This window comes from Brevundimonas poindexterae (assembly GCF_020524625.1).
Taxonomy (GTDB): domain Bacteria; phylum Pseudomonadota; class Alphaproteobacteria; order Caulobacterales; family Caulobacteraceae; genus Brevundimonas; species Brevundimonas poindexterae_A.
This window is the reverse complement of record NZ_JAIVLL010000001.1, coordinates 1,123,519-1,149,073: the sequence shown is the minus strand read 5'-3', so window position 1 is coordinate 1,149,073 and position 25,555 is coordinate 1,123,519. Positions and strand designations below refer to the sequence as shown.

Below are 25,555 nucleotides of genomic sequence, written 5' to 3'. Positions count from 1 at the left end.
ACGATCAGCGGCGCATCTTCTTTTCGGCGCGACGGGCGCGTTGCTCGGCCTTGATCGCGGCCTTGCGTTCGCGGCGCTCGTTGCGGCGCTCTTCCGCGATCTGCTCGGCGGTCTGGAACTTGGCCTGTTCGGCGGCGGCCTTCTTGGCTTCGGCCTCGCGGCGAGCGGCTTCCTGGGCGGCGCGCTTCTCGGCGTCCTTCTCTTCTTTCAGGCGCAGCTTCTCCAGCCGTGCTGCTTCCTTCTCCGCAGCAGCACGTTCCGCGCGCTTGTCGAAGTCGGGATCGGGAATCGACGGCTTGGGCTTGAACCGGGCCAGAAGGGCTTTTTTGGCTTCGGCCTGTGTGGCCAGGCGATCGGCAAAGCCGGTCTGCTTCAGATCTCTCATCAAGTCTCGGTCAGCTGGAGGGGTTGGTCAGCGGGGGCGGCGATCCGGCTCTTGCAGCCGGACCCGGTCAGCGGCTGAGGCGCGCTGACCGGGGGGCTTTACGGCCCGAAGGCCGGGGGATCAAGTCACCGGGGCATACGGCGACGCTGTATTGCCGGGCTGTGTCTTCATTGCCCGGGCGGTATCAGTCGTCCTTGGCGGCCTGGCCCATGGCCGTGCCGGCGGCACCGCCGACGGCCGCACCCACCGGGCCGGCGACAACGGCGCCCGCCACGGCGCCGGTGGCGGCCTTCTGTTCGATCGTGCTGCCGCAGGCGGTCACGACGAGGCCAAAGGTGGTGATCAGGGCGGCGGCCATCAGGGTCTTGCGGGTCATGGGTCAAACCTTTCTTGGGGGACGGGCACCCGTCCGGGGAGGAATCATCGACCGGAAAACGTGGCTGTAAGCCTCGCGGTTCCGCTCCGCGCGCCCCGAGAAGTGTTTCCGGAGGTTCAGGTCGGCTGGAATACTGTGAACATGGTTCCGTGCACACACTGTGTGCGCCGGGGGCGCCTCTGAACTCAGTTTATGTCACCTCGTCCAGTTGTCGCGGCCTGATCTGTCAAGAATAACTCAGGGACAGCACAGATCATCTACTGGCATGGCAGGGAGTGGGGCAAAATTGCTGCACCATCCCCGATTCTTGCGAATCAACCCTATTTGCGCCACAGTGCCTATGTTAAAGGCGCGTCCCCGACGATCGGCGGACTGCCGGTGCGTCGGCCTCGTCGTGTGCGCGGTTTCGCCTGAATCCCCGCAGACTGACAGACTACCTAAGGGGCGGCATCGCGCCCTGCGGACCTGGATTGAGCCTTTGTCATCGCCCCTGTCGCCCCGGACTGCCGACACCAATTCTGCGCGCTCACGCGTGACGCCCGGTGTCGCGGCGGCCCTGGTTGGAGGCCTGTTCGGTCTCACGATCGGTGTTGCCTATCTCGGGGGTACAATGGCCAAGGCCACGACCCTGCGTGCCCAGGCCGTGCGTCTGGACGGCGCCGCGTCGGCCGGCTTCACGGAAGAGGCCATGGTGGCCGCGGCCGGTGGTCTGGACGCCAGCGCGCTCGCCATCGCCCGTCGCCACGATCCCTATACTGTTGCCGGTCCCAGCCGTCGCGACCGTCAGGCTGAACTGCTGACCGCCCGTCTGGAACAGCTGCGCCCGGCCGCGCCCGCGGGTATGCCCGGTCTGCGCCTCGCCTCGACCGGCCCGGCCCATCCGGCGGCCTCGCCCTTCCGCCTCGGCAATGCGCTGGACGCCAGCCGCGATCTCGAATGCCTGACCCAGGCGGTCTATTACGAAGCCCGCGGCGAAGGTCGTGACGGCATGAAGGCGGTCGCCCAGGTCGTCATCAACCGCGCCCGTCACCCGGCCTTCCCCAAGACCATCTGCGCCGTCGTCTTCCAGGGCGCCGGTCGCCGCACCGGCTGCCAGTTCAGCTTCACCTGCGACGGCTCCATGCGCCGGGGCGTGAACCGGGGTGCCTGGAACCGCGCCCGCCAGGTCGCGACCGAGGCCCTGTCGGGCTCGGTCTATGCGCCGGTCGGCAATGCCACCCACTTCCACACCACGGGCGTCAGCCCGCGCTGGCGGTCCTCGCTGATCCGCGTCAGCCAGGTCGGGGACCACGTCTTCTACCGTTTCGGCGGCCGCAGCGGCTCCAGCCGCGCCTTCGCCTATGATCCCGCGCCGTCCACCGGCTCGGACGAGCCGCGCCTGATCCAGGCGGGCATGGACCCGAGCGAACCCGTCCGTCAGGTCGGTCAGGCTGTGGCCTACAGCCTGCTGCTGGCTCAGGAAGGTCGCACCGAGGATGACGTCCGCGCCCAGGCGGCTCCGGCGACGGCGGCTCCGGCCCAGACGGCCCCCCGTCCGCAAGGGCAGGCGGCGATCCGTCCGGCCGCTCCGGCCGGCACCACGCCGGTTTCGGCCGAGACGCCTGCGCGTCGCCCGGCGGCGCCGGCGCCCCGTGACAGTGTCCCGGCCGCTGCAACTGCGGTGTCGACCGAGAGCTGATCGGGCCTCAGACGGCGTCCAGTCCGATGTCCAGATTGGGCACGGAGTGCGTCAGCGCCCCGACCGAGATGACGTTGACCCCGGTCTCCGCGATCGAGCGGACGGTCTCGAGCGTCACCCCGCCCGAGGCCTCCAGAGTCACCCGCTGCCCGGCGCGGGCCACCGCCTCGCTCAGGTCGGTCAGGCTGAAGTTGTCCAGCATGATCACGTCCGGCCCTTCGGCCAGGGCCGCGTCCAGCTGATCCAGACCGTCGACCTCGACCTCGACCTTCATCAGGTGTCCGGCATGGGCCCGGGCCCGGCGCACGGCCTCTCCCACCCCGCCGCACACCGCCACATGGTTGTCCTTGATCAGGATGGCGTCATCCAGACCGAAGCGGTGGTTCAATCCGCCGCCACAGGCCACCGCATGCTTTTCCAGGGCGCGCAGGCCGGGCGTGGTCTTGCGGGTGTCCGCGATCCGGGCGCCGGTCCCCTCGACGGCCTGCACAAAGGCCCGGGTCTGGCTGGCGATCCCGCACAGCCGCCCCAGCAGGTTCAGCGCCGTGCGCTCGGCGGCCAGCACCGCCCGGGCCTGTCCTTCGACTGAAATCAGGGTTTCGCCGGCCGAGAAGGCCTCACCCTCCGGAACCCGGACCGAAATCTCTGCCTCCGGATCCAGCGCGGCGATAGCGAGCCGCACACAGGCACCGCCAGCCATGACGCCGTCCGCGCGCGCCGCGAAAGCCGCCTTCAGCCGCGCATCCTCGGGGATGCAGGCGGCGGCCGTGACGTCTCCCGCACGCCCAAGGTCCTCGGCCAGGGCGGCGGTCACGACCGGCTGGATCAGGATGTCGGGCAAGGCAGGGCGCATTCCGGGTTTGTCCTCTATTCAGCGGCGAGCACGGGCAGGACCGGGCGGGCGATGTCCCGGACCATCCGGGTGTGGTGCGCTTCGGCGAAGGTCCCGGGGTGGTCGCTGCGATAATGGCCGCCACGGCTCTCCTCGCGCGCCAGAGCCGCGTCCACGACCCGCCGCGCGGCGATCAGGGGCAGGGCGTCCGGATAGCGCGCGGCCAGATCGTCCAGCGCGACCTGCGCGGCCTGCAAGCCGTCCCGGTCACGGACCACGCCGACGTGCCGGTCCATCAGGGCACGCAAGGTGTCCAGTGCCGTCTCCGGCAGCGGCTCACCCGCGAGGGTCGTCAGGGCGCGGCTGTCACCGGCCGCTTCCCGTCGGGCTGCCCGTCCGGCGCGCCGTCCGAACGCCGCCGCCTCGAGCAGGGAGTTGGAGGCCAGCCGGTTCGCCCCGTGCACCCCGGTCGCCGCGCACTCACCCACGGCATACAGGCCGGCCAGCGTGGTCCGTCCGTCGGCATCGGCGGCAATGCCCCCCATGTGATAGTGGGCCGCCGCCACTACGGGGATGGGCGCCTGTCGCGGGTCCAGCCCCATACGCATGCAGGCGGCAAAGACGGCCGGGAAGTCCGTCGGAAAGGCCTCGCCGATGGCCCGGGTGGCGTCGAGGAAGGCACCCCGGCCGTCCATCTCGGCGGCAAACACGGCGCGCGCCACCTGGTCCCGGGGGGCGAGGTCGGCGCTGTCGTCATCGCCCAGCAGATAGGCCCCCGTCCGGTCGACCAGGCGCGCGCCTTCCCCTCTCAGCGCTTCGGTTGCCAGCGGCAGGGGGGAGATCAGCGGGCTGTCCGGCCCGGCCACCGTCAGGCGGATGGCCGTGGGGTGGAACTGCACGAATTCGGGATCAAGGATTTCAGCCCCGGCCATCCAGGCCAGCGCCATGCCTTCGCCCTGGAGCGCACCGGGGGTGGTGGTGCGGGCATAAAGTCCACCGATCCCGCCCGTCGCCAGGATCACGGCCGGGGCCAGAACCCGCACCTTGCGACTACCGCGCTGCAGGATGGCGCCCCGGATTCGCCCGGTCTCGTCCTGCACCAGACCGGTCAGCCGGGCATCGTCCCAGACGGTGACGTGAGCGCTGGCGCGCACCGCCGTCACCAGCGCCGACAGGATCGCCCGGCCGGCGCCGTCGCCCCCCACCCGGGCCACCCGGGCGCGAGAGTGCGCGGCCTCGCGGCTGAGATGATAGGTGCCGTCCGTGCTCCGGTCGAAGGGCGCGCCCAGCTGGTCCAGCCACTGGATCGTCGCCCGGGCGTCTTCGGTCAGGGCCCGTGCGCGCCCGGCCTCCACCAGCCCGGCGCCCGCCTCCACCGTGTCGTCGGCGTGCAGGTCGGCGCTGTCGTCCGCCGCCAGGGCCGCCGCCATTCCGCCCTGGGCCCAGGCCGAGGCGCAGGCTTCCAGCAGGGGCGCGGGCGTGGCCACGATCACCCTGGCCGGCGCCGCCTCCAGCGCTGCCGACAGACCCGCCAGTCCGCCGCCGATGATCAGTGGCCCGTCATGACGCAGGGTCTTCATCGACCGAAGCCCGCAAAGCGCGAGATCATGTCAAAGGCACCCTGAATGTCGCCACCCGTCGGGATCAGGAAGGCCGAGGTCGTGACCGCCACACAGGCGACCGTGGTGGCCGCAAACAGGCCGACACTCATGGCCGCCTCGGGCCAGCTCAGCTGCCGTCCCTCGGGCCGCCACTGGCCGCGCTTCAGATGGCCGATCAGGGCAATGGCGAGGAAGGCTGCAAAGATGAAGCTGCCGTTCGAGATGCCCCACCAGACCACCAGCGCCCCGACGGCGATCATCGCGCCATATTCGACCATCGGGTGGATGCGGGCCAGCACCGGGCCCAGCGCCTTGGAGCCGTCCAGCGGCGGCGCCGGGGCCAGATTGACCAGATTGATCAGGCCAATGGCGAACACGCCGTTCAGCCACATCCCCTGTCCCGTCCAGAAATAGAGGGCGAGGAACGGGATGGCCGCCAGCAGGCCAAAGGCCGGACCGGCCAGCGAGACCAGCACTCCGTCCCACTCGCTCTTCGGCATGCGCTGGCCGCGTGCCAGCCCGCCCAGGAAGGGGATGATGAAGATCTTCGCCGGGCCCATGCCCAGCCGGTTCATGGCCAGCACATGGCCGTATTCGTGCACGAACAGGCCGACGATCGCGGCGACCGCGATCACCCAGCTCTGGCTCAGGTACCAGATGAATCCGCCCAGCAGCAGGGTCGACAGAAGTCCCCACACCACGCCCTGGCCCTTGTCCTCGGGCGCAGGCGTCGGGCGCGTCTCCGCACGCCCGGCGGGTCGCTCGGGCAGCGACCCCCACGGGCCGGCATAGGGCGGACGGGAAGAGGGAGGTGTCTGGCTCATGGCCTCAACGTGGGCCGGGTGACACCCAGCCACAATGCGACCAATGCCAACAGTTTCAGGGTACGCGGCTCGATCTTCGCCACCACCCGGGTCGGGGCCACATAGTACATCAGATCAACTCCACATCGACGTGGTGGCGGGCCCGCACCAGATCATAGCGCGCGGGCTTCTCGGGCGGGGGCAGGTCGACCATCCGCTGGACCGCACGGCGGGCGGGCTCGATCAGCGCCTCAGGCACCGTCACCTCGAACTGCATGTTCACCAGACAGTCGCGGATGTTCTCCAGCGTGATCCGCTTCATGTGCGGGCACAGGTTGCACGGCCCGATGAAGCGGGTGTCCGGAGAGTCCGCCGCCACGTTCGAGGCCATGGAGCACTCGGTGATCATCACCACCTGCTTCGGCTTCCGTTGGGTGACATAGTCGCTCATGGCGGCGGTCGAGCCGGCAAAGTCTGAGGCGGCCAGCACCTCCTCCGGGCATTCCGGGTGCGCCAGGATTTCCGCGCCCGGATACGCCGCCCGCATCTCTGCGATGTCGTCGGCGGTGAAGCGCTCGTGCACCTCGCAGCGGCCTTTCCAGGCGATGATGCCCACGTTCGTCTGGGCCGCGACGTTCCGCGCCAGGAATTCGTCGGGGATCAGGATCACCCGGTCCACACCCCATTCCTTGGCCGCCCACTCGACCACCTGCACCGCATTGGCGCTTGTGCAGCAGATGTCGGTCTCGGCCTTCACATCGGCCGTCGTGTTCACATAGGTGACGACCGGCAGGCCCGGATAGCGCGCCTTGATCAGGCGCACGTCCGCCCCGGTGATCGAGGCCGCCAGCGAGCATCCGGCCCTGAGGTCCGGGATCAGCACGGTCTTGTCCGGGCTCAGGATCTTGGAGGTCTCGGCCATGAAGTGCACGCCGGCCTGGACGATCACCTTCGCCTTCGACTTCGCGGCCTCCTTGGCCAGCCCCAGACTGTCGCCGACATAGTCCCCGACGCCGTGGAAGATGTCGGGCGTCATATAGTTGTGGGCCAGGATGACGGCATCGCGCTCGACCTTCAGCCGGTTGATCTCGACGATCAGCTCCGCCTGCGCCGGCCATTCCAGCGGCGTCACATGATCGCGCACCTTGGGCCAGATCGCGGCCGTCGCCCGCTCGGTTTCCGGGGACAGTCCAAAGGCGCCGTCGGCCATCTCTCTCTCCTTTTGCTCAATCTGAGCAAATATGAGGCCCGAAACAGGACGGCGGGATCGCCCCGACCGCCCTCCTTATGCTCACTTTCAGCATAAGTCGGCATGAACATAGTCCTTCGGCCACCGAACGCAAGTGAAACCGTCAGCGTCCGTCGCGCTCCAGCTCCAGCAGCCACTGCTTCCGCTCCAGCCCGCCAGCATAGCCGGTCAGGGTGCCGTCGCGGCCGATCACCCGGTGGCAGGGCACGATCACGGCGATGGCATTGGCGCCGTTCGCCAGCCCTACGGCCCTCACGGCGGTGGGGCGCCCGATGGCCTCGGCCAGCTGGCCATAGGTGCGGGTCTGGCCATGCGGAATGTCGCGCAGGGCCTGCCACACCGACCTCTGGAACTCGGTGCCGCCTGTCTCAATCGGCAGCCGGTCCAGCGCTGCGGCGTCTCCAGCGAAATAGGCCTCGAGCGCCGCCCGAACCGGCCCGGTTTCGCCACCTTCCGACAGGTCCACGGCCCCGTGTCGCAGCCGCATCAGTCGCCGCATGCGTGGCTCATAGTCGGCAAAGTCCAGCGCATGGACCACGCCCTTCGCATCCGTCACGACCAGCAGAGGGCCGAGCGGCGACTCCACCCGGTCAAGCCACAGCTCACGCGCATTTCGCATGATCGGTCTCCTCGTCCATCGTCAGATACAGCGCCGCATAGGCCCGCCAGGGACGCCAGTTTTCAGCCAGCGCCTCGGTGTCCGGATCGAGCCAGCGGTCGGCGGGCGCCACGGCCCCATCGTCCAGCACCCACGATCCCGGCAGGCGCAGGCCGGGCCGCGCGGCCACCCGGGGCCCCAGCACCGGATCCTCACCCAGATCGCGCATCAGGGCGTCGGGGTCATGCCCCAGATCGAACACCCGCCGCACCCGCGCCAGCACCCGGGGCAGGGCCTCAAGCCGGTCGGCCTCGACCCGGACCTGCAGGGCATTCCCACGGCCCGCTCTCGCCTCGACCCGTCCGGTCGTACCGTCCCTTTCGCGGTCCAGGACGCGCGACCAGACGCCGCCCACCACCGCATCGCCCCGCGCGGCCAGCGCCGCCATCAGGGCGTCGAGCTCATAGGGCGGCCGCCAGCTCAGCGACAGCTCGACGCCGGCGCCGGCCTCTTCACCAGCGCCCCGCCGCAGCGCCGAGGGCGGCCGGTCGTAAAGCGCCTGAAAGGTCTCGTTGAAGCGCCGCACACTGCCGAACCCCGAGGCCATCGCCACCTCGGCCATCGGCAGGCGCGTCTGATGCAGCACGGCCTTGGCCAGCCGCACCCGCCGCGTCTGGGCCACCGCCACCGGCGAGGCGCCCAGATGCGCTTGGAACAACCGTCTCAGGTGCCGCTCGCCGACCCCCAGCCGGTCGCACAGACGGTCCAGCCCGCCCTCATCCAGCGCGCCTTCGTCGATCATCTGCAGCGCCCGGCTGACGGTATTGGCTGTCCCCCGCCACGCGCCCCCGGTCGCGACCTCTCCACGCCAGGCGGAATAATCCGGCGCCGTTTCGGGCCGACAGCGCAGGCAGGGGCGATACCCCCGGGCCTCGGCCTCCGCGGCGCTCGCGACAAACTCCACATTGGCAAACAGCGGCGTCCGCGCCGGGCACACCGGACGGCAATAGATGCCCGTCGTCTTCACACAAGTGTGGAAGCGCCCGTCGAACCGCGCGTCGCGCGCGACGACGGCGCGGTAACAGGCTTCAGCCGACAGGGGGGGCGGGCTCTCCATGGCGCGAACCATGCCTGCACGCCCCGCCGGTGTCTCGCGGTTTTCGGACTCAGACCTTGGTCAGCCTCAGGTCCTGATAGTCATAGCTGAAGTCGATGTCGGGGCTGACGCCCTTGACCGTCGCCCGCACCGGCTGGCCGTTCTCCAGTTCGAAGGTGACGAAGGCGTCCTCCTCGCGCTTGTCCGGGAAGCGGGTGCGGAAGGTCTCCCCGTCGTAGGGCTCCAGCGGGCCCTGCAGCGCGGGATTATGGGTGAAGCGCAGCCACAGCTGGACATCGCGGCGCTCGATGACGATGTCCCCGTACCAGGGGTCGCGCCAGGTCCCCGCATAGGCCGACAGCGGCAGGGAGGGGGCCGCGCCCGCCGCCTGTTTCGCGTCGATTTCGACGGCGGCGGCCAGCGACCGCTGGGTCGACTCGGCCTCATAGCGTTTGCTGTCGGCGATCCAGTCGAAGCCGGTCTTGTCCATGACGATGTCGGCGATGCCGCTCCGCAGCGCTCTGAGCAGATAGCTCTCCTCGGCGTTCGAGAAGATGGCAAAGCCCGCGTTCCGGCCGGGCAGCAGCACCGTCGCCGAAATCCCGCCGGGCGAGCCGCCGCCGTGGCTGATCAGCCGCTCGCCGCGATAGTCCTGCACCGCCAGCCCCATGGCATAGGTCGAGGCGATCGACCGCCCCGGCAGCTCGGCCGTCGGCCCGGGCGAGGACGAACTGATGATGTTCGGTCGATACATCTCCCGCGCCGAGGCTTCGGAAAACAGCTGCGACCCGTCAGCCAGCTTGCCGTCGGCCAGTCGCACCGCGATCCACTTGGCCCAGTCATGCGGACTGGCGCACAGGCCACCCGCGGCCGCAGCGGAATCCCAGTTCCACACCTCGGCGATACTGTCGGCGATGCGGGTCATCTCGCCCTGATAGCGCAGCGGCGGTCCCACCCGCGCATGGGGCAGGGCCGACTTCGCCGGATCCGCGCGGGTCGCCATCACGGCGGTGTCGCTCATGCCGACCCGGTCCAGAATGCGCGTCTGGACAAAGTCCTCCCACGCCATGCCCGAGGCCGCAGCCAGCACCTCGCCCGCCACCACGAACATCAGGTTGCAGTAGTGGTACCGCGCCCGGAACTGGTCTTCGATCGGCACATGCGGGATGGCCGCCATCACCTCGGCGCGCGTCCGGTCGCTGTTCGGCCAGAACAGCAGGTCCCCGGCCCCCAGCCCGAAGCCCGCCCGATGGCTCAGCGTATCGCGCACGGTAATCCGCTCGCCGATGAACGGGTCCGACAGGGTGAAGCCGGGCAGATAGGTCCGCACCGGCTCGTCCCACTTCACCTTGCCCTCGTCGACCATGATTGCGAGGGCGGCGGCGGTGACGTTCTTGGTGTTCGACGCAATGGCGAACAGGGTGTGTTCGTCTGCCCGTCCCGGCCGGTCCACGGCCTTGACGCCATAGCCGCGCGTCAATGCCGCCTCGCCGTCCTTGACCAGTGCAATCCCCAGCGCCGGCTGATCGGGAAAGGCCGCCATGCAGCGGATCACATAGGCATCCACCGCCGCCGCCAGCTCCGAATGGTCCCGGGCCGCCTCCTGCGCCCAGGCCTTCGTCGGCAGGGCCGCAGCTCCCGCACCGGCAAACAGCGCCGACCGGCGCGACAGGGACAGGCTCATGGGGCACTCCTTGGACAACCGCCCGAACGCTAGCCCCCTGCGGCCGCCTTCGCTAGCCCCGCCGCCACCGCTCCAGCTGCTCCAGGATGGCGGCCTCGATCTGGGTGCGGGTAAAGCCGGTCAGGTCATGTCGGCGACCGTCCTGCCCGCGCCCGGTCAGGCGCCATTCGCTGGCCCGCCGACCTTCGGGCGCGTTCAGCGCGGAAAAGGCGGGCAGGGCGCGCGATGTGGCCATCAGGGACCAGCGGAAATCCGTCCAGCCCGGATGGTGCACGACCAGATCGGCCCCGGTGTCGGACAGCACGACTTCGGCGGTTTCGACCCCCTCTGCGGTCAGGGCGGCGGCCACCGCCTCCATGGCCGGCAGGCCGTGCCGTTCGATCTGTCGGTCGATGTCCTTGCGGCGCGCCGGCGACAGGATGCGTTTGACCTGTTCGCCCAGGGGCGGCGTCTCGGTCTCGATCTCGCGCCCCGCAGCGTCGGCGAACATCTGTCGTGACAGCCCCACACACAACAGGATCATGATCACCGCAAACGGGAGGGCCGCCACCAGGGTCGCCGCCTGCAAGGCGCCCAGACCTCCGGCCAGCAGCAACAGCGCGGCCGCCAGACCTTCCAGCGAGCACCAGTAGACCCTCTGCCAGCGCGGGGTCTCATCCGCCCCGCCCGAGGCGATCGTGTCGATCACCAGCGAGCCCGAGTCCGCACTGGTGACAAAGAAGACCGCCACCAGCAGCACCGCCAGTGTCGAGGTGATCGCCGTTCCCGGCAGATATTCGAAGAACCGGAAAAGCGCCGTCGACAGGTCCGTCTGCACCGCCTGAGTGATCGCGCCCGCCGCCGTGCCCATGTCGATGGCGATGGCCGTATTGCCGAACACCGTCATCCACAAAAAGGTGAAGCCCGTCGGCACCAGCAGCACCCCGGCGGCGAACTCGCGCACCGTCCGCCCGCGCGAGATGCGGGCGATGAACATGCCGACGAACGGCGACCACGCGATCCACCAGGCCCAGTAGAACAGCGTCCAGCTGGCCATCCAGCCGCGCGGCTCATAGGCATAGAGGTTGAAGGTCCGCTCGAAGAAGTGGTCCAGATACAGGCCGAAATTCTGCACCAGTGCCTTCAGCAGAAACCCGGTCGGCCCCGCGATCAGCACGAACAGCATCAGCCCGACGGCGATCACCAGATTGAGCTCTGACAGCCGCCGCACCCCCCGGTCCAGACCGGTCAGCACCGATACGGTCGCGGCCCCCATGACCAAAGCGATCAGCCCCACCTGTACCCACGGGCTGGACGGCAGGCCGGTCAGATAGTTCAGCCCGCTGTTGATCTGGGCCACGCCCAGCCCCAGCGAGGTGGCGATCCCGAACAGGGTCCCGCAGATGGCAAAGATGTCCACCGCATCGCCGATCGGCCCGTTGATCCGCCGCCCCAGCAGCGGATGCAGCCCCGATCGCAACGTCAGGGGCAGGCCCTTGCGGTGGGCGAAATAGGCCAGGCTCAGCCCCACGACGGCATAGATGGCCCAGGCATGCACCCCCCAGTGGATGAAGGTTATGACCATCCCCTCGCGGGCGGCGGCAAAGGTCCCGGGCGCGGCGTCCGGCGGGGCGGCATAGTGCTGCACCGGCTCGGCCACGGCGAAATACATCAGGCCGATGCCCATCCCGGCTGCAAACAACATGGCCAGCCAGGACAGATAGGGGAAGTCGGGCTCGGCATCGTCTGGCCCCAGCTTGAGCCGGCCCGTCGGCCCCATGGCCAGCACCAGAACCACCAGCACGAACCCTGCCACAGAGGCCACATAGAACCAGCCGAAGGTGTCGATCACCCAGGCCTGGGCGTGGCTGAACGCATAGTCCGAGGCGCCGGGCGCGATCAGCGCCGCGACCAGCAATATGCCGATGATCAGGCTGGCGCCCCAGAAGACGCGCGGGTTCATTCTTGATTTGAGCATGGGGGACCAGCGTGACCGTTGGCATCCGGTTCCTCAACCCCCTGTCTTTGTGGCAAGGCGGGACGGGGAGGGGCCGATGACACGCACACTCGACATCGCCGTGGTGGGGGCCGGGCCGGCGGGGCTGGCGGCGGCGACGCTGCTGGCGCGCGCGGGGCACCAGGTCGTCGTCCAGGAGCGCTTCGATCAGGCGGCCCCCGTGGGCGCGGGCTTCATGCTGCAGCCGACGGGTTTGGCGGTGCTGGACGCCATGGGGCTGACGGGTGAGGTCGAGGCCCTGGCCCAGCCCATCGACCGCCTGTTCGGGCGAGAGGCCCGGCGCGGGCGGATCGTCCTCGACGTCGGCTATGCGGCCCTGTCGCGCCCCCGCCGGGCGCTGGGCGTCCACCGCGCGACCCTGTTCGATGTCCTCCATCGCGCGGCGCTCGACGCCGGCGTGACGGTCGAGACGGGCCGGGAAATCCTTGGGGCGAACGCAGGCCGTCTGACCGATGCCGCAGGCCGCACCGGCCCGGCCTTCGATCTGGTCATCGATGCCTCCGGCGCCCGCTCCGCCATCGCCGCATCGCTGGGTGCCCGACGGCACGAGCTGTCTTATGGCGCCCTGTGGGCCACCGTCCCCTGGCCGGGCGCGCCCTTCGATCCGCATGCGCTGGAACAGGTCTATCGCGGCGCGGCAAAGATGATCGGCGTCCTGCCCGTCGGTCGCCGCCCGGAGGCGGCGCAGCCGCTCGCCACCTTCTTCTGGAGCCTCAAGACGGCCTCTTATGGAGACTGGCGCGCGGCCGGGCTCGAGGTCTGGAAGGCCGAGGTGCGGACCCTCTGGCCCGAGGTCGCGCCCGTGCTCGACAGCCTGACCGCCCCGGACCAGCTGACCCTCGCCCGCTATGGCCACCATACGCTCGCTCGCCCGGTCGCCGACCGGCTGGCGGCGATCGGCGACGCCGCCCATTCGACCAGTCCGCAACTGGGGCAGGGGGTCAATATGGGCCTGCTGGATGCCTTCGCCCTGTCGCAGGCGCTGGCCGTCCATGTCGATCTGGATGGGGCGCTGGCCGCCTATGCCGCCACCCGCCGCTGGCACATCCGGCTCTATCAGGCGCTCAGCCTCGGCTTTACCCCCTTCTATCAGGCTGACGGCCGGCTGCTGCCCTGGGTGCGCGACCATGTGCTGGGCAAGCTGGCCCGCCTGCCGCTGGCCGACCGGCTGCTGGCCGCCACCGTGTCAGGCCTGCTGCTCGACCCCCGGCCCTAGCGCGTCTCCCACGCCATCCACAGCGCGACCAGCAGGATGCCGCCGCCCATCACCGCCCGCGCGGTCCGCCCTTCCAGCCGCCGCAGGACCGGTCCCCCGGCGCCCGCTGCCGTCAGCACGATCAGCGCGTGGATGGTGGTCGCCACCGCCAGATGCAGCCCGCCCAGCGTCAGCGCCTGCGCCACCGTCGACCCGGCCCCGGGCCGCATGAAGGTCGGCAGCAGGGCGGTATAGAAGACTGCCGCCTTGGGATTGAGCAGATTGGCCAGCAGGCCCTTCAGAAACAGGGTCCGGCGCGAGCCCTCGCCCCCGTCTGCCGGACCGCTGCCGGCTCCGCGCCACGCCTCCCACGCCAGCCAGACGAGATACAGCACCCCGGCCCAGCGGATGATCTGGAACAGCCACGGCCACCGGATCACCAGCGCGCTGACCCCGGCCACCGCCGCCAGCATCCACGCCGCCAGCCCCAGCGTCACCCCGGCCACCGCCGCCAGCGCCGCCGTCCGGCCCCGTCCCGCCGCGATCAGCGCCAGCCAGCCCATGTTCGGCCCGGGCGTCAGCTCGACCAGCGCCACCGCCACCAGAAACGGCAGGATCACAGCGGGCTCGAACAGGGACAACAGGGGCATGGCGGGCGGCTCCGACCTCCTGCATAGCTTGCCTGTCGGCGCCTGCCATCCTCCTCTTGCGTTGCGGATCGGCCACACCCATGTCCGGTCCAGCCGGCTGGCGTGTCGCTTGCATCGAGGGCACCGGGCCGGATCTGCCTGATCCAGGGGATGACCACAGATGAATCTCGACCTCTATTCCGACCGCGCCAAATCCGCCGTCCAGGCCGCCCAGTCTTTGGCGCTGGCCCGCCGGCATCAGCAGTTCGCGCCCGAACACCTGCTCAAGGTGCTGCTGGAGGAGCGCGACGGCCTCGCCCGCAATCTGATCACGGCCGCCGGCGGCGATGCGGCCAAGGCCGAGCGCGCCGTGGAAACCGCCCTGTCGAAGCGCGCCCAGGTCTCGGGCGGCTCGGGCCAGCTGTATCTGGACGGCGACACCGCCCGCGTCTTTGCCACGGCCGAGGCCTCCGCCAAAAAGGCCGGCGACCAATTCGTCACCACGGAACGTCTGCTCAGCGCCATCGCCAAGGACGGCGGCGTGGCCGCGACCGTGCTCGGCTCGGTCGGCGTCACCCCGGACAAGCTCGAGGCCGCCATCACCGAACTGCGCAAGGGCCAGACGGCCGACTCAGCCTCCGCCGAAGACGCCTATGACGCCCTGAAACGCTATGCCCGCGACCTGACCCAGGCCGCCCGCGACGGCAAGGTCGACCCGGTCATCGGTCGCGACGAGGAGATCCGCCGCACCATCCAGGTCCTCGCCCGCCGCACCAAGAACAACCCCGTCCTGATCGGCGAGCCCGGCGTCGGCAAGACCGCCATCGTCGAGGGTCTGGCCCTGCGCATCGTCAACGGCGACGTGCCGGAATCGCTCAAGGACAAGAAGGTCCTGGCGCTCGACATGGGCAGCCTCATCGCCGGCGCCAAATACCGCGGCGAGTTCGAGGAACGCCTCAAGGCTGTCCTGAACGAGGTCTCGGCCGCCGAGGGCCAGATCGTCCTCTTCATCGACGAAATGCACACCCTGGTCGGCGCGGGTAAGGGCGACGGCGCCATGGACGCCTCCAACCTGCTCAAGCCCGCGCTTGCGCGCGGCGAGCTGCACTGCGTCGGCGCCACCACCCTCGATGAGTACCGCAAGCACGTGGAGAAGGACGCGGCCCTCGCCCGCCGCTTCCAGCCCGTCTTCGTCGAGGAGCCGACGGTCGAGGACACCGTCTCCATCCTGCGCGGCCTCAAGGAGAAGTATGAGGTCCACCACGGCGTGCGCATTTCCGACAGCGCCATCGTCGCGGCCGCCACCCTGTCGAACCGCTACATCACCGACCGCTTCCTGCCGGACAAGGCCATCGACCTGGTCGACGAGGCCGCGTCGCGCGTCCGCATGGCCGTCGACTCCAAGCCCGAGGCGCTGGACGAGATCGACCGCCGCCTGGTCCAGCTCAAGATCGAGCGCGAGGCCCTCAAGAAGGAAACCGACACCGGCTCCCGCACCCGGCTGGAGAAACTGGAGTCTGAAATCGACGGACTCCAGGCCGAGTCCGATGACCTCACCAATCGCTGGAAGGCCGAAAAGGAAAAGGTCGGCCAGTCCGCCCAGCTGCGCGAGACGCTGGACCGCCTGCGCGCCGAACTGGTCACCGCCCAGCGGAACGGCGACCTCGGCCGCGCCTCCGAGATCGCCTATGGCCAGATCCCCCAGATCGAGCGCCAGCTGGAAGAGGCCGAGGCCAATGAGGCCGACAAGGCCGGCCCGCTGACCCCCGAGGTCGTCGACGCCGAACAGATCGCCGCCGTCGTCAGCCGATGGACCGGCGTGCCCGTCGAAAAGATGCTGGAGGGCGAGCGCGAAAAGCTGCTCTCCATGGAAGACGCCCTGCGCGCCCGCGTGGTCGGTCAGGAAGACGCCCTCATCGCCGTCTCCGATGCGGTGCGCCGCGCCCGCGCCGGCCTCAACGACCCCAACCGCCCGCTCGGCTCCTTCCTGTTCCTCGGGCCCACCGGCGTCGGCAAGACCGAGCTGACCAAGGCGCTCGCCGAATTCCTGTTCGATGATGAGGCCGCCATCACCCGCATCGACATGTCGGAATATATGGAGAAACACTCGGTCAGCCGCCTGATCGGCGCCCCTCCCGGCTATGTCGGCTATGACGAGGGCGGTGCCCTGACCGAGGCGGTCCGCAGGCGCCCCTATCAGGTCGTGCTGTTCGACGAGGTGGAAAAGGCCCACCCCGACGTCTTCAACGTCCTGCTCCAGGTGCTCGACGACGGCCGGTTGACGGATGGGCAAGGCAGAGTCGTCGACTTCAAGAACACCCTGATCATCCTCACCTCCAACCTCGGCTCGGCCGCGCTCGCCGATCAGCCCGAGGGCGAGGATGTCGAGGCCGTGCGCCCCGTGGTCATGGAGGCCGTCCGCGCCCACTTCCGTCCCGAGTTCCTGAACCGCATCGACGAGATCGTCCTGTTCCAGCGCCTCGGCCGCGAACAGATGGGCGGCATCGTCCGCATCCAGCTGCAGCGCTTCGAAAAACTGCTGGCCGACCGCAGGCTCACCCTCGCCCTCGACGACACCGCCGCCGCCTGGCTCGCCGACAAGGGCTACGACCCCGTCTACGGCGCCCGCCCGTTGAAGCGTGTCATCCAGAAGGACCTGGTCGACCCCATCGCCCGCAAACTGCTGGCCGGCGAGATCGAGGACGGCAGCGTGATTGCCGTGTCAGCGGGCTCCGACGGGCTGGAGATCGGAAAGGCGCGGGTGCATTAGGACGGCGAGCCAATTGTCATCCCGGGCTGCGGAGGCGCTGTCCGGGAGGCAGGGCGGGGGTGCACTAAATGGTTGTATGCGGGCGGTCTTAGCGTCACTGTAGCCTAACACCGGGGCAGCGGCCGGGGAGGGACGCTTGATACCTGCATTCAATAGCGCGGGAATTATCCCGCCCTACCTTACTGCGGCTGGTCACGGTGACCGCTCGCCGTACGAGTCCACAATCGTCGAGTTGGTCGAGCGTTTCGGCTTCTCTCCGGAGCGGCGCCGGATTTTGCGTGGCCTGATCGGATATAGGGCAGCGCTTGCGGCTGGAGGATTTGCCGAAGGCTATCAATTGATCGACGGCAGCTTCGTGGAGGACTGCGAGGCCCTGCGAAATCGTCCGCCCGGCGACGTAGATGTGTTATCCTATTTGGCAATGCCGGCGCACTATTCCAATGACATCAACGCCTACCAGAATGAAGGGATTCCCTTCTTGGTTAACGAAATGTTGGGCCACGCAGCCAAGCAAAATTACAGCGTAGATGCCTATCTGGCTGTGAACCCGCCCGGTATGAGCTTGAGTGAGTTTTTCCACATTTTCTCGCACTTCACTCTGCTGTTTTCACATCAAAAACAGACGGATGTGTGGAAGGGCGCCATTTCCATCCCCTTTGATCTCCTAGCAGATACCGCCGCAATGGCTCGCTTGGACGAAATGGAGCAAGCCAATGGCTAAGGCTCTGATCAAAGCGGACCTGCTTCGGGAGCGGCAATCAGTGCTGAGTCGACTGAACGATCAGAGTTCGTCCGACCTTGGAGCCGCAGTATGGAGATCACGCCTCGCTACCCTCGAAGCCAAGCTGAACGAAGTCGAGGAGGAACGAAGTACTCGGGCTAGTGTCGCTCTGCTCTTCGAAGGTGATCCGGTCGTTGGAACGACCGAAATTCGAGCTGACTTCGCCGCAAAGATGCTGGACGGATTCCAAAACCTCGTGGGGGTTATGTACGCCCAGTCCGCGGGCCGCCATGTGCGCGGCCTTGGAAGGGCGCCCCTTCTCGATCAGTCGCGGCTGTATGTTAGGGAGATGGCTCGGGGGTCGGTTGGTTTCATCCTCGAAGAACCTGAAGGTCAGCAACAAGAAATTGTCGACAGCGCCCTCAAATCCGTAGTCGAAGATGCTGTGGTCATGATCGAGACGATTGCTGGACCTGACCGCGACGTGGACGTCCTCGAAGGCCTTAGCCCGCGCGTGGTTCAATCGGCACACAAGCTCGCGAAGGCGCTTGTTTCCTCCCATGCGACCGCCAAGATTATGTCGGATGACAGAACCGTGCTGTTGCCAGAAGATATGGTCCGAACGCTTTTCGAACGCTTAGATGAGGCGCGGATCGACGAACAAGTTGATCGTCTGCCGGGAACGATCTTGGGCTTACTTCCAGAGTCTGGAAAGTTCGAGTTCAAACCCGTTTTCTCTGATGAAACGCTGTTGGGAGATACCTCCACGGATGTTCAATTCCGGTACATTGCAGATCCGCAGTTCCACGACCGCTTTGTAATGCGACCTGTCTACGCAACGATACGGAGCTTGCAGGTCTTTCGCGCAGGTCGGCCCGGCAAGAGAGACTACATCCTAGAGGACGTCGAGGCGCGTGAGCCGGACGGATTAACTGAGCTACTTGATCTGGCGGAGTAGTGGACGGCCCCCCCCCACCGCCTCCGCCGCCACGGCATCCGTCCAGGCCTGTTTGCAGGCGGTGTAGGCGGCGCTGTCGTCGGGGTGGAGGGCGGCGCAGCGGGCCTTCTCCTTCGCATAGGCCTCGGCCGTGGCCGGCTCGGCGCGCAGGCGGTCGCGGAAGGCCAGGTGCCAGGCGATGGCTGGGTCTCCCGACGCATAGACATGCAGGTGCGCGGCGCGGGTGCCGGTCTCCGGATCGTCGCGGGTGAAATAGCGCCGCCCCACAAGCCCGTTCTCGCCCCACCAGCGCCAGCCCAGGGCCACAAGCGACGCCTGCGCGCCCTCGACCGCCTCCAGCGCCTCGACCTCGGCCAGCAGGTCGATCACCGGCTTGGCCGGAATCCCGGGAATGGCCGTCGAGCCCATGTGATGCACCGCCCGGAACACCTCCGCCCCCGCCGCGTGGATCTCCGCGATCAGCGCCTCCGCCTGCGCGGCCCACGCGGGATCATGGGGAACAAGCACAACGGGTCTGGGCATAGGCCATGTTCCCGACAGGGCAGGGGGCGGTCAAGCAAAGCGTGACCCTCTCCCGATGGGAGAGGGCTTGAGCGCCCGCGCGCGAAGCGGGCGGTCTTGCGCGAAAGGGTGAGGGGCGAGGGTGGAAGTCGGCGTGAGCCGTGGCACCGGCGCTACGACGGCTCACGCCGAAGGCCACCGCCGACCCTCATCCGACCGCTTCGCGGCCACCTTCTCCCAACGGGAGAAGGATCAGGAGTTTACAGCCCCAGCGCCTTTGCCTGTTCCCGGATCGCCGCGTCGATACGCTCCGGTGCGGCCAGCGCCTGATCGTTGGTGAACCGCGCGACGGTCCAGCCCAGCGCCTCGATGGCCTGCTGGCGGATGTGGTCGTTCAGCACGACGTCATCACGCCCGTGCACCCCGCCGTCGATCTCGATGATCAGCCGCAGGGGGATGCAGGCAAAGTCGACCACATATGGCCCGACCGGATGCTGGCGCCGGACCTTCCATCCATCAATGGCCCCGCCCCGCAGCCGTGCCCAGATCCGCGCCTCCGCCATGCCGCCGCGCTGGCGCAACGCCCGGCCGCGCGGTGTCAGCCGTCCGGCAGTCATCCGTGCAATACCGCAGTCATCCGCCCTGTATCGTCGGTCCGCAGACATGGAGGAGCGTCTGATAGCCCAGCGAGATCACCCATGCGGTGATGAAAATCCCGACCGTCGCCATCGCTGTGCCCTTGGCCAGTTTGCCGATCGTCGATCTGCCATTCCGGAAGACCTCCGTCTCGCCGAACGCTCCGGGCTCATATTCTACGCAAAGCGCCTCCCACCGGGAGGTCCAGTGTTCGCCCGCCAAAAGGGCAAGTAACCACAGCACGGACAGCAGCATTCCCAGCAGGCTCACCGCCGTAGCAACCACATGGAACGTGCCAAGACTGTCCTTGAGCAGCGTGGCCAGCAGTCCGAACAGACCTGCGTTCACCCCGAGAAAGAACGTCGACCGGGCCCAGTACACCGTGCCTTCATAGGCCAGATACCGGGACAGTATGTCGAAACGCTTGAGCGCCAGTTCCGCATCCGCTTTGGCGTCCTGCCCCCCGGAGTCCTTGCCTCCGGCCTCCTGCGCCGGCTTCGGATCCTTTGGCCTGTCGGCCTTGGCGACGGGCTCTCCGGTTTCCTGTTGGTCGCTCATTCCGCGCTCCGTGCTCCGGCGTCAGTTCGAGACTATCCGATCCCGGCCACCGACGTTATGTCAATCTTATCAGCACACCTCCCGGCCGTGTTAGGCTGCCGGACCTCGTTCCACCCACCCGGACCCATCGAGACCATTCAGACTATTCAGACGGTTTTTTCACCGTCTGAATCCCCGCCCCTGCCGACCCCGTTTCAGACGATTCAGACTATTCAGACGGTCTTTTCCCCATGCACAGCCTCTTCATCGACGCCGACGCCTGCCCCGTTAAGGAGGAGTGTTTCCGCGTGGCCGAGCGGGTGGGGTTCAAGGCCTTTGTCGTTTCGAACGGCTGGATCAACCTGCGCCGCGCGCCCTTTATCGAACAGGTGGTGGTCGATGCCGGGCCCGATGTCGCCGATGACTGGATCGCCGGGCGGGCGGGGCCGGGCGACATTGTGGTGACGTCCGACATTCCGCTGGCCGACCGCTGTCTCAAGGCCGGGGCCCAGGCGCTCCGGCCCAACGGCACGGCCTTCACCCCCGACTCGATCGGCTCGGCCCTGGCCGGACGCTCGATCGGCGAGCACCTGCGCGGCATGGGGGTCGAGACCTCGGGCCCGCCGCCGTTCTCGGCGCGCGACCGCTCCAACTTCCTGCAGGCGCTGGACCGGGCGGTGGTCGTGGCGAAGCGGGCGGGGGGCTAGGCCATGTGCGCCTCCTACGAAGCCCGGTTTAGCATCACCGAACTGGTCACCCTTCTGAGGGGCGCCGAGGCCCCGCTGGACCTGCCGGGCGGCCTGCCCAACCTCGAGCCGCGCGACGAGGTCCGCCCCACCAACCTCGCCCCGGTCATCCGGGCCGGCGAGGGGGGCGCGACGACCGGGCTGGCCGAGCTGCGCTTCGGCTTTCCACCACCTGCGGGGCGCAAGGGCGGGCCGGTCATCAACTATCGCTCCGAAGGCCGGACCCTCGGCAACGGGCCGCGCGGCGGCCGGTGTCTGGTGCCGGCCTCGGGCTTCTACGAATTCACCGGTGACCGCTATCCCAAGACGCGCTGGCGGCTGTCGGCGGCCGACGGCCAGCCCCTGATGCTGGCGGCGGTCTGGCGGGCGGGCGCGGAGGGTCAGCCCGATGCCTTCGCCCTGCTCACGGCCGAGCCGGGGCCGGACGTCGCCCCCTATCACACGCGCGGCGTGCTGCCCCTGCCGGCCGGGGCGCTGGCCGACTGGCTGTTCGACCGCCGCCCGGCCGCCGACCTGCTGGTCCCCCCGCCCGGCGGCACCCTGATCGCCGAACTCAAGCCGAGGGAGGCGCGCGACTGAACCGACGGGCGCTCCGGCCATTTGGCTTTGCATGGACCTGCCCCAACTGCCCTGGATCGGCGCGGCGGCGCGCCTGCTCGAGATGGCCGGCGTGCTCGCCATCCTGCTCGGGGTGCTGGTCGCCCTCGTTCTGTTCGCCCGGGACCTCTGGCGCCGGCACGAAGGGCGCGACGCCTATGACCGGCTGCGGGCCAATCTGGGCCGCGGCATCCTGCTGGGGCTGGAGTTGCTGGTCGGCGCCGACATCATCGCCACCATCACCGCCCCCCTGTCGTTCGAGAGCGTGGGTCTGCTGGCTCTGATCGTCGGCATCCGCACCTTCGTCAGCGTCTCGCTGGAGATGGAGATCGGGGGCCGCTGGCCGTGGCGGCGGGCCGAGAGCGAGGGGGGCGACGCCTCGCGCTAGCCCCGCGCCAGAATAGCGGTCAGCGAGCCGTCGCTTTCCAGGATGACCACCTCGGCCTCGGCCAGGGTCCGGCCCCCGGCGTCGCGAACGGCGCTGGTGGCTTCGTCTTCGGTGACGCGCTCGCGCCGCAGCACGGCCTCCAGCGGCTGTCCGTCGCGGACCAGCACCGTGGGCTCGGACCGCACCCCCTCGCGCAGCCAACGGAAGCGCACCGACGACCAGGTCACGATGAACTGCAGGACGATCAGGCTGGCCAGCGCCACCAGCCCCTCGGCGAGGGCCACGTCCTTGTTCAGCAGGGTCGTGGCCAGGATCGACCCCAGCGCCACCGTGACCACCAGGTCAAAGGCGTTCAGCTTGGACAGGGTCCGCTTGCCCGAAATCCGGAGGAACAGCACCAGCCCGACATAGGCCAGCACCGCCACCACGGCCGTTCGGGCCAGTCCGCTCCAGCCCTGAAACAGCATCTCCATCCAGTTCATCGCGCTCTCCCGCAGGCGGCATCGCCCGGGGGGACAACAACCCGCAGCCCCGAGGGTTCAGTCGAGCAGGGCGGTGGAGGCGGCTTCCAGCTCGGTCTCGAGCCGCGCCATGAACTCGGCCCGCTTCAGCCCGGGCGGAATGGGGGGCAGGAATTCATAGACCACGGTGCCGGGCGTCCGGCGAAAGCCATGCGCCGGCCAGTGCTGGCCCGCATTGGTCGCCATGGGCACGCAAGCGGTGTCCAGGTCGCGGTACAGGGCGGCGATCCCGGGCTTGTAGTCCGGCGCGGCGCCGGGCGCGGTGCGGGTGCCTTCGGGGAAGATCAGCACCTGCCGGCCTTCGTCGCGGCGCTCGCGGGCCTGCCGGACCATGCCCTTCAGCGCCGCGGCATGGGCCGAGCGGTCCACCGCGATCATGTTCGTCCGGGCCGCGAACCAGCCGAAGAAGGGCAGGACCATCAGTTCCTTCTTCATGACGAAGCAGGGGTTGGACAGGAAGGTGAAGGGGGCGATCACGTCCAGCATGCCCTGATGCTTGCCCGCGATCAGGGCGGGACCCTCGGGCCGGTGCTCCAGGCCCCGCACCTCGACCCTGACTCCGCACAGGACGCGCAGGCCGAACAGCACGAACCGCGCCCAGCCCTTGATCACCCCCATCGACGCCACCGAGCCGAACAGCAGCACCGGCGACAGCAGGAGGGCGAAGATCGCCATCGACAGGTACAGCCAGGCGACGAACAGCAGGGAGCGGACGGTGGTCACCTAGCGGGCCTTCTTCGCGGCTTCCTCGGCCACGCCCTGCACGGCATCGGCCGAGCGGTCACCGCTGATGCGGCGCACGCCCTCGCGTACCATGACCGTCAGATACTTCATGTATTCCAGCGTCATGCGCCGGGCCGTCACCGCCGCCCGCCACCAGCCCCGGTCGTCCAGCTCCGGCGTCTTGACGGCATAGGGGGTCAGCTCGACTCCCGGCAGGGCGCTGCGGATCTCCATCAGGCTGCGCGGCATGTGATAGTCCGAGGTGACCACGATCAGGCTGTCATAGCCGTGCGACCGCGCCCAGCGGCCGATCTCCTGGCCGTTGCCCATGGTGTTCTCGGCCTCGAACCCCAGATCGACGCAGCAGGCGAACAGCCGGGTCGAGCCGGGCGTCACCGCCTTCAGCTCGGACTTCTGCACCTGCCGGTTGACGCCCGAGATCAGCAGCCGGTCGCCCTTGCCGTTCTCCAGCAAGCGGATAGCGGCATCGACCCGCTCCGACGACGGCCCGGTCAGGGCGACGATGGCGTCGGCGGGCGCCGGGTCCCGGGTCGGGGTATAGCTCCGCACCCGGTCGGCAAAGGCAAACAGGCCGACCAGCCACACAAGCGCGAGAATGGCGAGGAGGGCCAGATACCGCATAATGCTTAACTAGCGACCGCCCCGCGCCCTGCCAAGCCAGAGCCGGACCGACAGTCGCCCCGCCACGACGGCCAGTGTCGCCATGGCCACGGGCAGGGGCAGGACCAGCGCCAGATCCTCGATCAGCAGGGGGAACACCTGCCCGATCGTCCCGCCGGGCGGAAACAGGGCCAGCGCCAGTCCGGCCAGCAGGGCCATCAGGGTCGCGGCGGCGCCCGCCAGCGCGGCATCCCGCCCCAGATGCCACTGGGTAAGGGTGGTCAGGGCGGCGTCATCGGCCCCCGCCAGACGCAGGGCCCGCAAGGTCTCTGCCCGGCTCTCCACCGCCTGCCGGGCGATCAGCACGCCTGCCGTGGCCGTCAGCAGGACGGCGATTCCGCCGGCCAGCGCCGTCAGGATGCGCAGGGTCCGGGCCGCGGCCGTGAAGCTGTTCCGCCACAGACTGTGGTCGTCGACGGTGCCGTCCACGCCGGCCTCGGCCAGCGCCCGGTTCAGGCTGATGGCGCTGGCGGGTTCGCGCGGGTCGAGGCGCAGCCGTACCAGTTGCGGCAGGGGCAGGGTCGCCAGATCGGCTTCGCCCAGCCAGGGCCTCAGCAGGGCCTCGGCCTCGGACCGGTCAAGGGCCACGGCTTCCTCCACGCCCCGCACGCCCGAGAGGGCTTCGGCACCCCGCGCCGCCGCGGTCGCGCCGGTCTCGTCGGCGCGCGGACGGATCAGGGCCGTGGCCTCGTGAGTCACCGCGCTGGCCCAGTCGCCTGCCGCCCGGCTGGCCCCGACATGGGCCAGGATCAGCAGCGCGCTCAGCAGGCCGAGCACGGTCAGCACCGCCAGACCCAGCCGGCGGGTGGTGCCCCCGTCCGGCCACAGGTCCGGTCCGCTCAACAGGGCCGGCCGCTTCATGATGCGCCCTCGCCGCCGGTCAGACGCCCGGCCTCGAGATGCAGGCGGCGATCCCCCTTGCGCGCCTCGCTGCCCGGGCCGTCCCCGTCGCGGGTCAGGATGACGGTGGTCCCCTGTCGGTTCAGGGTCCGCAGCAGGCCCAGCATGCGCTTCGCCGACGCGGCATCCAGCCCGGCCAGCGGCTCGTCGGCCAGGATCAGGTCCGGCCCCGTCATCATGGCCCGGGCCAGCGCCACCAGACGCCGCTCGGCGCGCGACAGGGTGTCCGCCCGGCGGCCGGCCTCGCTCGTCAGTCCCACGAACGCCAGCATGGCCTCAAGGTCCGCCTCGCGTCCGTCCGGCGACTGGCCCGTGACCCTCAGGGTGACGGCCAGATTGTCGGCCACGCTGAGATGGCCGACCAGCGGATCATCCTGCGCAATCAGCCCGATCCGGCGGCGCAGGGCCCGGGCCTCACTCCGCGGCAATCGTTCGGGATCGCTGCCGAACAGCTGCACCTGTCCGGCATCGGGCCGGACCAGTCCGGCGACCACCATCAACAGCAAGGTCTTGCCCGCACCGGACCGCCCGGTAAGGAAGTTGAAAGAGCCCCCCGTCACAGTGAGATCGATACCCCGCAAGAGGTCGGGGTGTCCGGCATGGCCGAACGTCACCCCCTTCAGGCGCACCGGCCATTGGTCGGACCGGGCGGGGGCAGCGGTCCGGCCGGACAGGTCAGAGGCGGCGATCGTGCGGGTCACATCGAAAACGGGACTGGGAAACCTGAAGGGCCGGCGGGACGAGGGTTCGTTCC

The 25,555-nt window shown here is 69.0% G+C and carries 27 protein-coding genes; 8 read left to right on the top strand and 19 right to left on the bottom strand.

The annotated features are described in order from the left end of the window. Positions 1–4 precede the first annotated feature (4 nt). On the bottom strand, positions 5–385 hold the full coding sequence (locus LC068_RS05905; protein WP_209117176.1) for a DUF6481 family protein: 381 nt from the start codon (positions 383–385) through the stop codon (positions 5–7). Between the two features lie 184 nt (positions 386–569). Beyond that, complete coding sequence (locus tag LC068_RS05900) at positions 570–761, bottom strand: hypothetical protein (RefSeq protein ID WP_226635306.1); 192 nt, start codon at positions 759–761, stop codon at positions 570–572. Between the two features lie 610 nt (positions 762–1,371). Here LC068_RS05900 and LC068_RS05895 point away from each other — a divergent pair. Next, positions 1,372–2,439 (top strand): cell wall hydrolase, encoded by a 1,068-nt coding sequence (locus LC068_RS05895; RefSeq protein WP_226635305.1) that lies wholly within the window; start codon positions 1,372–1,374, stop codon positions 2,437–2,439. A 7-nt stretch (positions 2,440–2,446) separates the two neighbouring features. Here LC068_RS05895 and nadC read toward each other — a convergent pair whose 3' ends face one another. From nadC to LC068_RS05855, 8 genes are all read right to left on the bottom strand, one after another. Beyond that, positions 2,447–3,292, bottom strand: coding sequence for a carboxylating nicotinate-nucleotide diphosphorylase (nadC, locus tag LC068_RS05890; RefSeq protein ID WP_226635304.1), 846 nt, complete (start codon positions 3,290–3,292; stop codon positions 2,447–2,449). 14 nt (positions 3,293–3,306) lie between these two features. Then, positions 3,307–4,851: an L-aspartate oxidase gene (locus tag LC068_RS05885; protein ID WP_226635302.1), complete on the bottom strand. Its 1,545-nt coding sequence runs from the start codon at positions 4,849–4,851 to the stop codon at positions 3,307–3,309. Continuing rightward, a complete protein-coding gene (locus tag LC068_RS05880) occupies positions 4,848–5,696 on the bottom strand; it encodes a metalloprotease (protein ID WP_226635299.1) in 849 nt (282 codons plus the stop codon). Before LC068_RS05880 ends, LC068_RS05885 begins: the two co-directional genes overlap by 4 nt. A 109-nt stretch (positions 5,697–5,805) precedes the next feature. Further along, positions 5,806–6,885: a quinolinate synthase NadA gene (gene nadA, locus LC068_RS05875; RefSeq protein WP_226635297.1), complete on the bottom strand. Its 1,080-nt coding sequence runs from the start codon at positions 6,883–6,885 to the stop codon at positions 5,806–5,808. Between the two features lie 142 nt (positions 6,886–7,027). Continuing rightward, the gene (locus LC068_RS05870) at positions 7,028–7,543 is read right to left on the bottom strand and encodes a methylated-DNA--[protein]-cysteine S-methyltransferase (RefSeq protein ID WP_226635295.1); all 516 of its coding nucleotides are present in this window, start codon (positions 7,541–7,543) and stop codon (positions 7,028–7,030) included. Next, a complete protein-coding gene (locus LC068_RS05865; protein WP_226635293.1) occupies positions 7,527–8,651 on the bottom strand; it encodes a bifunctional transcriptional activator/DNA repair enzyme AdaA in 1,125 nt (374 codons plus the stop codon). The genes LC068_RS05870 and LC068_RS05865 overlap by 17 nt, the downstream gene beginning before the upstream one ends. Positions 8,652–8,688: 37 nt before the next feature. Further along, positions 8,689–10,302 (bottom strand): serine hydrolase, encoded by a 1,614-nt coding sequence (locus LC068_RS05860; protein WP_226635291.1) that lies wholly within the window; start codon positions 10,300–10,302, stop codon positions 8,689–8,691. A 52-nt stretch (positions 10,303–10,354) separates the two neighbouring features. Then, on the bottom strand, positions 10,355–12,244 hold the full coding sequence (locus tag LC068_RS05855) for a BCCT family transporter (protein WP_226635288.1): 1,890 nt from the start codon (positions 12,242–12,244) through the stop codon (positions 10,355–10,357). Positions 12,245–12,335: 91 nt separating this feature from the next. Here LC068_RS05855 and LC068_RS05850 point away from each other — a divergent pair, with 91 nt between their 5' ends. Continuing rightward, positions 12,336–13,514, top strand: a complete 1,179-nt coding sequence (locus LC068_RS05850; protein ID WP_226635287.1) for an FAD-dependent oxidoreductase — start codon at positions 12,336–12,338, stop codon at positions 13,512–13,514. On the opposite strand, the gene LC068_RS05845 is transcribed toward LC068_RS05850, so the two are convergent. Further along, positions 13,511–14,143: a LysE family translocator gene (locus LC068_RS05845; protein ID WP_226635286.1), complete on the bottom strand. Its 633-nt coding sequence runs from the start codon at positions 14,141–14,143 to the stop codon at positions 13,511–13,513. The genes LC068_RS05850 and LC068_RS05845 overlap by 4 nt on opposite strands. 160 nt (positions 14,144–14,303) lie before the next feature. Between LC068_RS05845 and clpB the strand changes: the two genes are divergently transcribed. The 3 genes from clpB to LC068_RS05830 all read left to right on the top strand — a co-directional run bounded on the left by clpB (position 14,304) and on the right by LC068_RS05830 (position 18,571). Further along, the gene (gene clpB, locus LC068_RS05840) at positions 14,304–16,892 is read left to right on the top strand and encodes an ATP-dependent chaperone ClpB (protein WP_226635285.1); all 2,589 of its coding nucleotides are present in this window, start codon (positions 14,304–14,306) and stop codon (positions 16,890–16,892) included. 136 nt (positions 16,893–17,028) lie between these two features. Next, complete coding sequence (locus LC068_RS05835) at positions 17,029–17,613, top strand: DUF6932 family protein (RefSeq protein ID WP_226635284.1); 585 nt, start codon at positions 17,029–17,031, stop codon at positions 17,611–17,613. Beyond that, on the top strand, positions 17,606–18,571 hold the full coding sequence (locus LC068_RS05830; protein WP_226635283.1) for a hypothetical protein: 966 nt from the start codon (positions 17,606–17,608) through the stop codon (positions 18,569–18,571). Before LC068_RS05835 ends, LC068_RS05830 begins: the two co-directional genes overlap by 8 nt. On the opposite strand, the gene LC068_RS05825 is transcribed toward LC068_RS05830, so the two are convergent. The 3 genes from LC068_RS05825 to LC068_RS05815 all read right to left on the bottom strand — a co-directional run bounded on the left by LC068_RS05825 (position 18,551) and on the right by LC068_RS05815 (position 20,266). Further along, the gene (locus LC068_RS05825; protein WP_226635281.1) at positions 18,551–19,093 is read right to left on the bottom strand and encodes a GrpB family protein; all 543 of its coding nucleotides are present in this window, start codon (positions 19,091–19,093) and stop codon (positions 18,551–18,553) included. The two genes, LC068_RS05830 and LC068_RS05825, sit on opposite strands and share 21 nt — an antisense overlap. A gap of 239 nt (positions 19,094–19,332) precedes the next feature. Then, complete coding sequence (locus tag LC068_RS05820) at positions 19,333–19,689, bottom strand: endonuclease domain-containing protein (protein WP_226635279.1); 357 nt, start codon at positions 19,687–19,689, stop codon at positions 19,333–19,335. A gap of 16 nt (positions 19,690–19,705) precedes the next feature. Next, a complete protein-coding gene (locus LC068_RS05815) occupies positions 19,706–20,266 on the bottom strand; it encodes a RipA family octameric membrane protein (protein ID WP_226635277.1) in 561 nt (186 codons plus the stop codon). A gap of 230 nt (positions 20,267–20,496) precedes the next feature. Between LC068_RS05815 and LC068_RS05810 the strand changes: the two genes are divergently transcribed. The 3 genes from LC068_RS05810 to LC068_RS05800 are packed head-to-tail and all read left to right on the top strand — an operon-like array spanning position 20,497 to position 21,976. Continuing rightward, entirely contained in the window at positions 20,497–20,952 is a 456-nt protein-coding gene (locus tag LC068_RS05810; protein ID WP_226635275.1) for a YaiI/YqxD family protein, read from the top strand. Between the two features lie 3 nt (positions 20,953–20,955). Continuing rightward, on the top strand, positions 20,956–21,570 hold the full coding sequence (locus LC068_RS05805) for an SOS response-associated peptidase family protein (protein ID WP_226635273.1): 615 nt from the start codon (positions 20,956–20,958) through the stop codon (positions 21,568–21,570). A gap of 31 nt (positions 21,571–21,601) precedes the next feature. Beyond that, the gene (locus LC068_RS05800; protein ID WP_226635271.1) at positions 21,602–21,976 is read left to right on the top strand and encodes a DUF1622 domain-containing protein; all 375 of its coding nucleotides are present in this window, start codon (positions 21,602–21,604) and stop codon (positions 21,974–21,976) included. On the opposite strand, the gene LC068_RS05795 is transcribed toward LC068_RS05800, so the two are convergent. Genes LC068_RS05795 through LC068_RS05775 form a run of 5 tightly spaced genes read right to left on the bottom strand, consistent with a single transcriptional unit; the run spans position 21,973 to position 25,502 of the window. Next, entirely contained in the window at positions 21,973–22,458 is a 486-nt protein-coding gene (locus LC068_RS05795) for a DUF421 domain-containing protein (RefSeq protein WP_226635269.1), read from the bottom strand. The two genes, LC068_RS05800 and LC068_RS05795, sit on opposite strands and share 4 nt — an antisense overlap. A gap of 57 nt (positions 22,459–22,515) precedes the next feature. Further along, positions 22,516–23,220 carry a lysophospholipid acyltransferase family protein gene (locus LC068_RS05790; protein ID WP_226635267.1) on the bottom strand — a complete coding sequence of 235 codons (705 nt, stop codon included), beginning with the start codon at positions 23,218–23,220 and terminating at the stop codon, positions 22,516–22,518. Continuing rightward, a complete protein-coding gene (locus LC068_RS05785; protein WP_209117144.1) occupies positions 23,221–23,862 on the bottom strand; it encodes a YdcF family protein in 642 nt (213 codons plus the stop codon). It lies immediately after the preceding gene. 9 nt (positions 23,863–23,871) lie between these two features. Beyond that, entirely contained in the window at positions 23,872–24,762 is an 891-nt protein-coding gene (locus LC068_RS05780) for a cell division protein FtsX (RefSeq protein WP_226635265.1), read from the bottom strand. After that, positions 24,759–25,502 carry a cell division ATP-binding protein FtsE gene (locus LC068_RS05775; RefSeq protein WP_226635263.1) on the bottom strand — a complete coding sequence of 248 codons (744 nt, stop codon included), beginning with the start codon at positions 25,500–25,502 and terminating at the stop codon, positions 24,759–24,761. Before LC068_RS05775 ends, LC068_RS05780 begins: the two co-directional genes overlap by 4 nt. Positions 25,503–25,555: the final 53 nt, after the last annotated feature.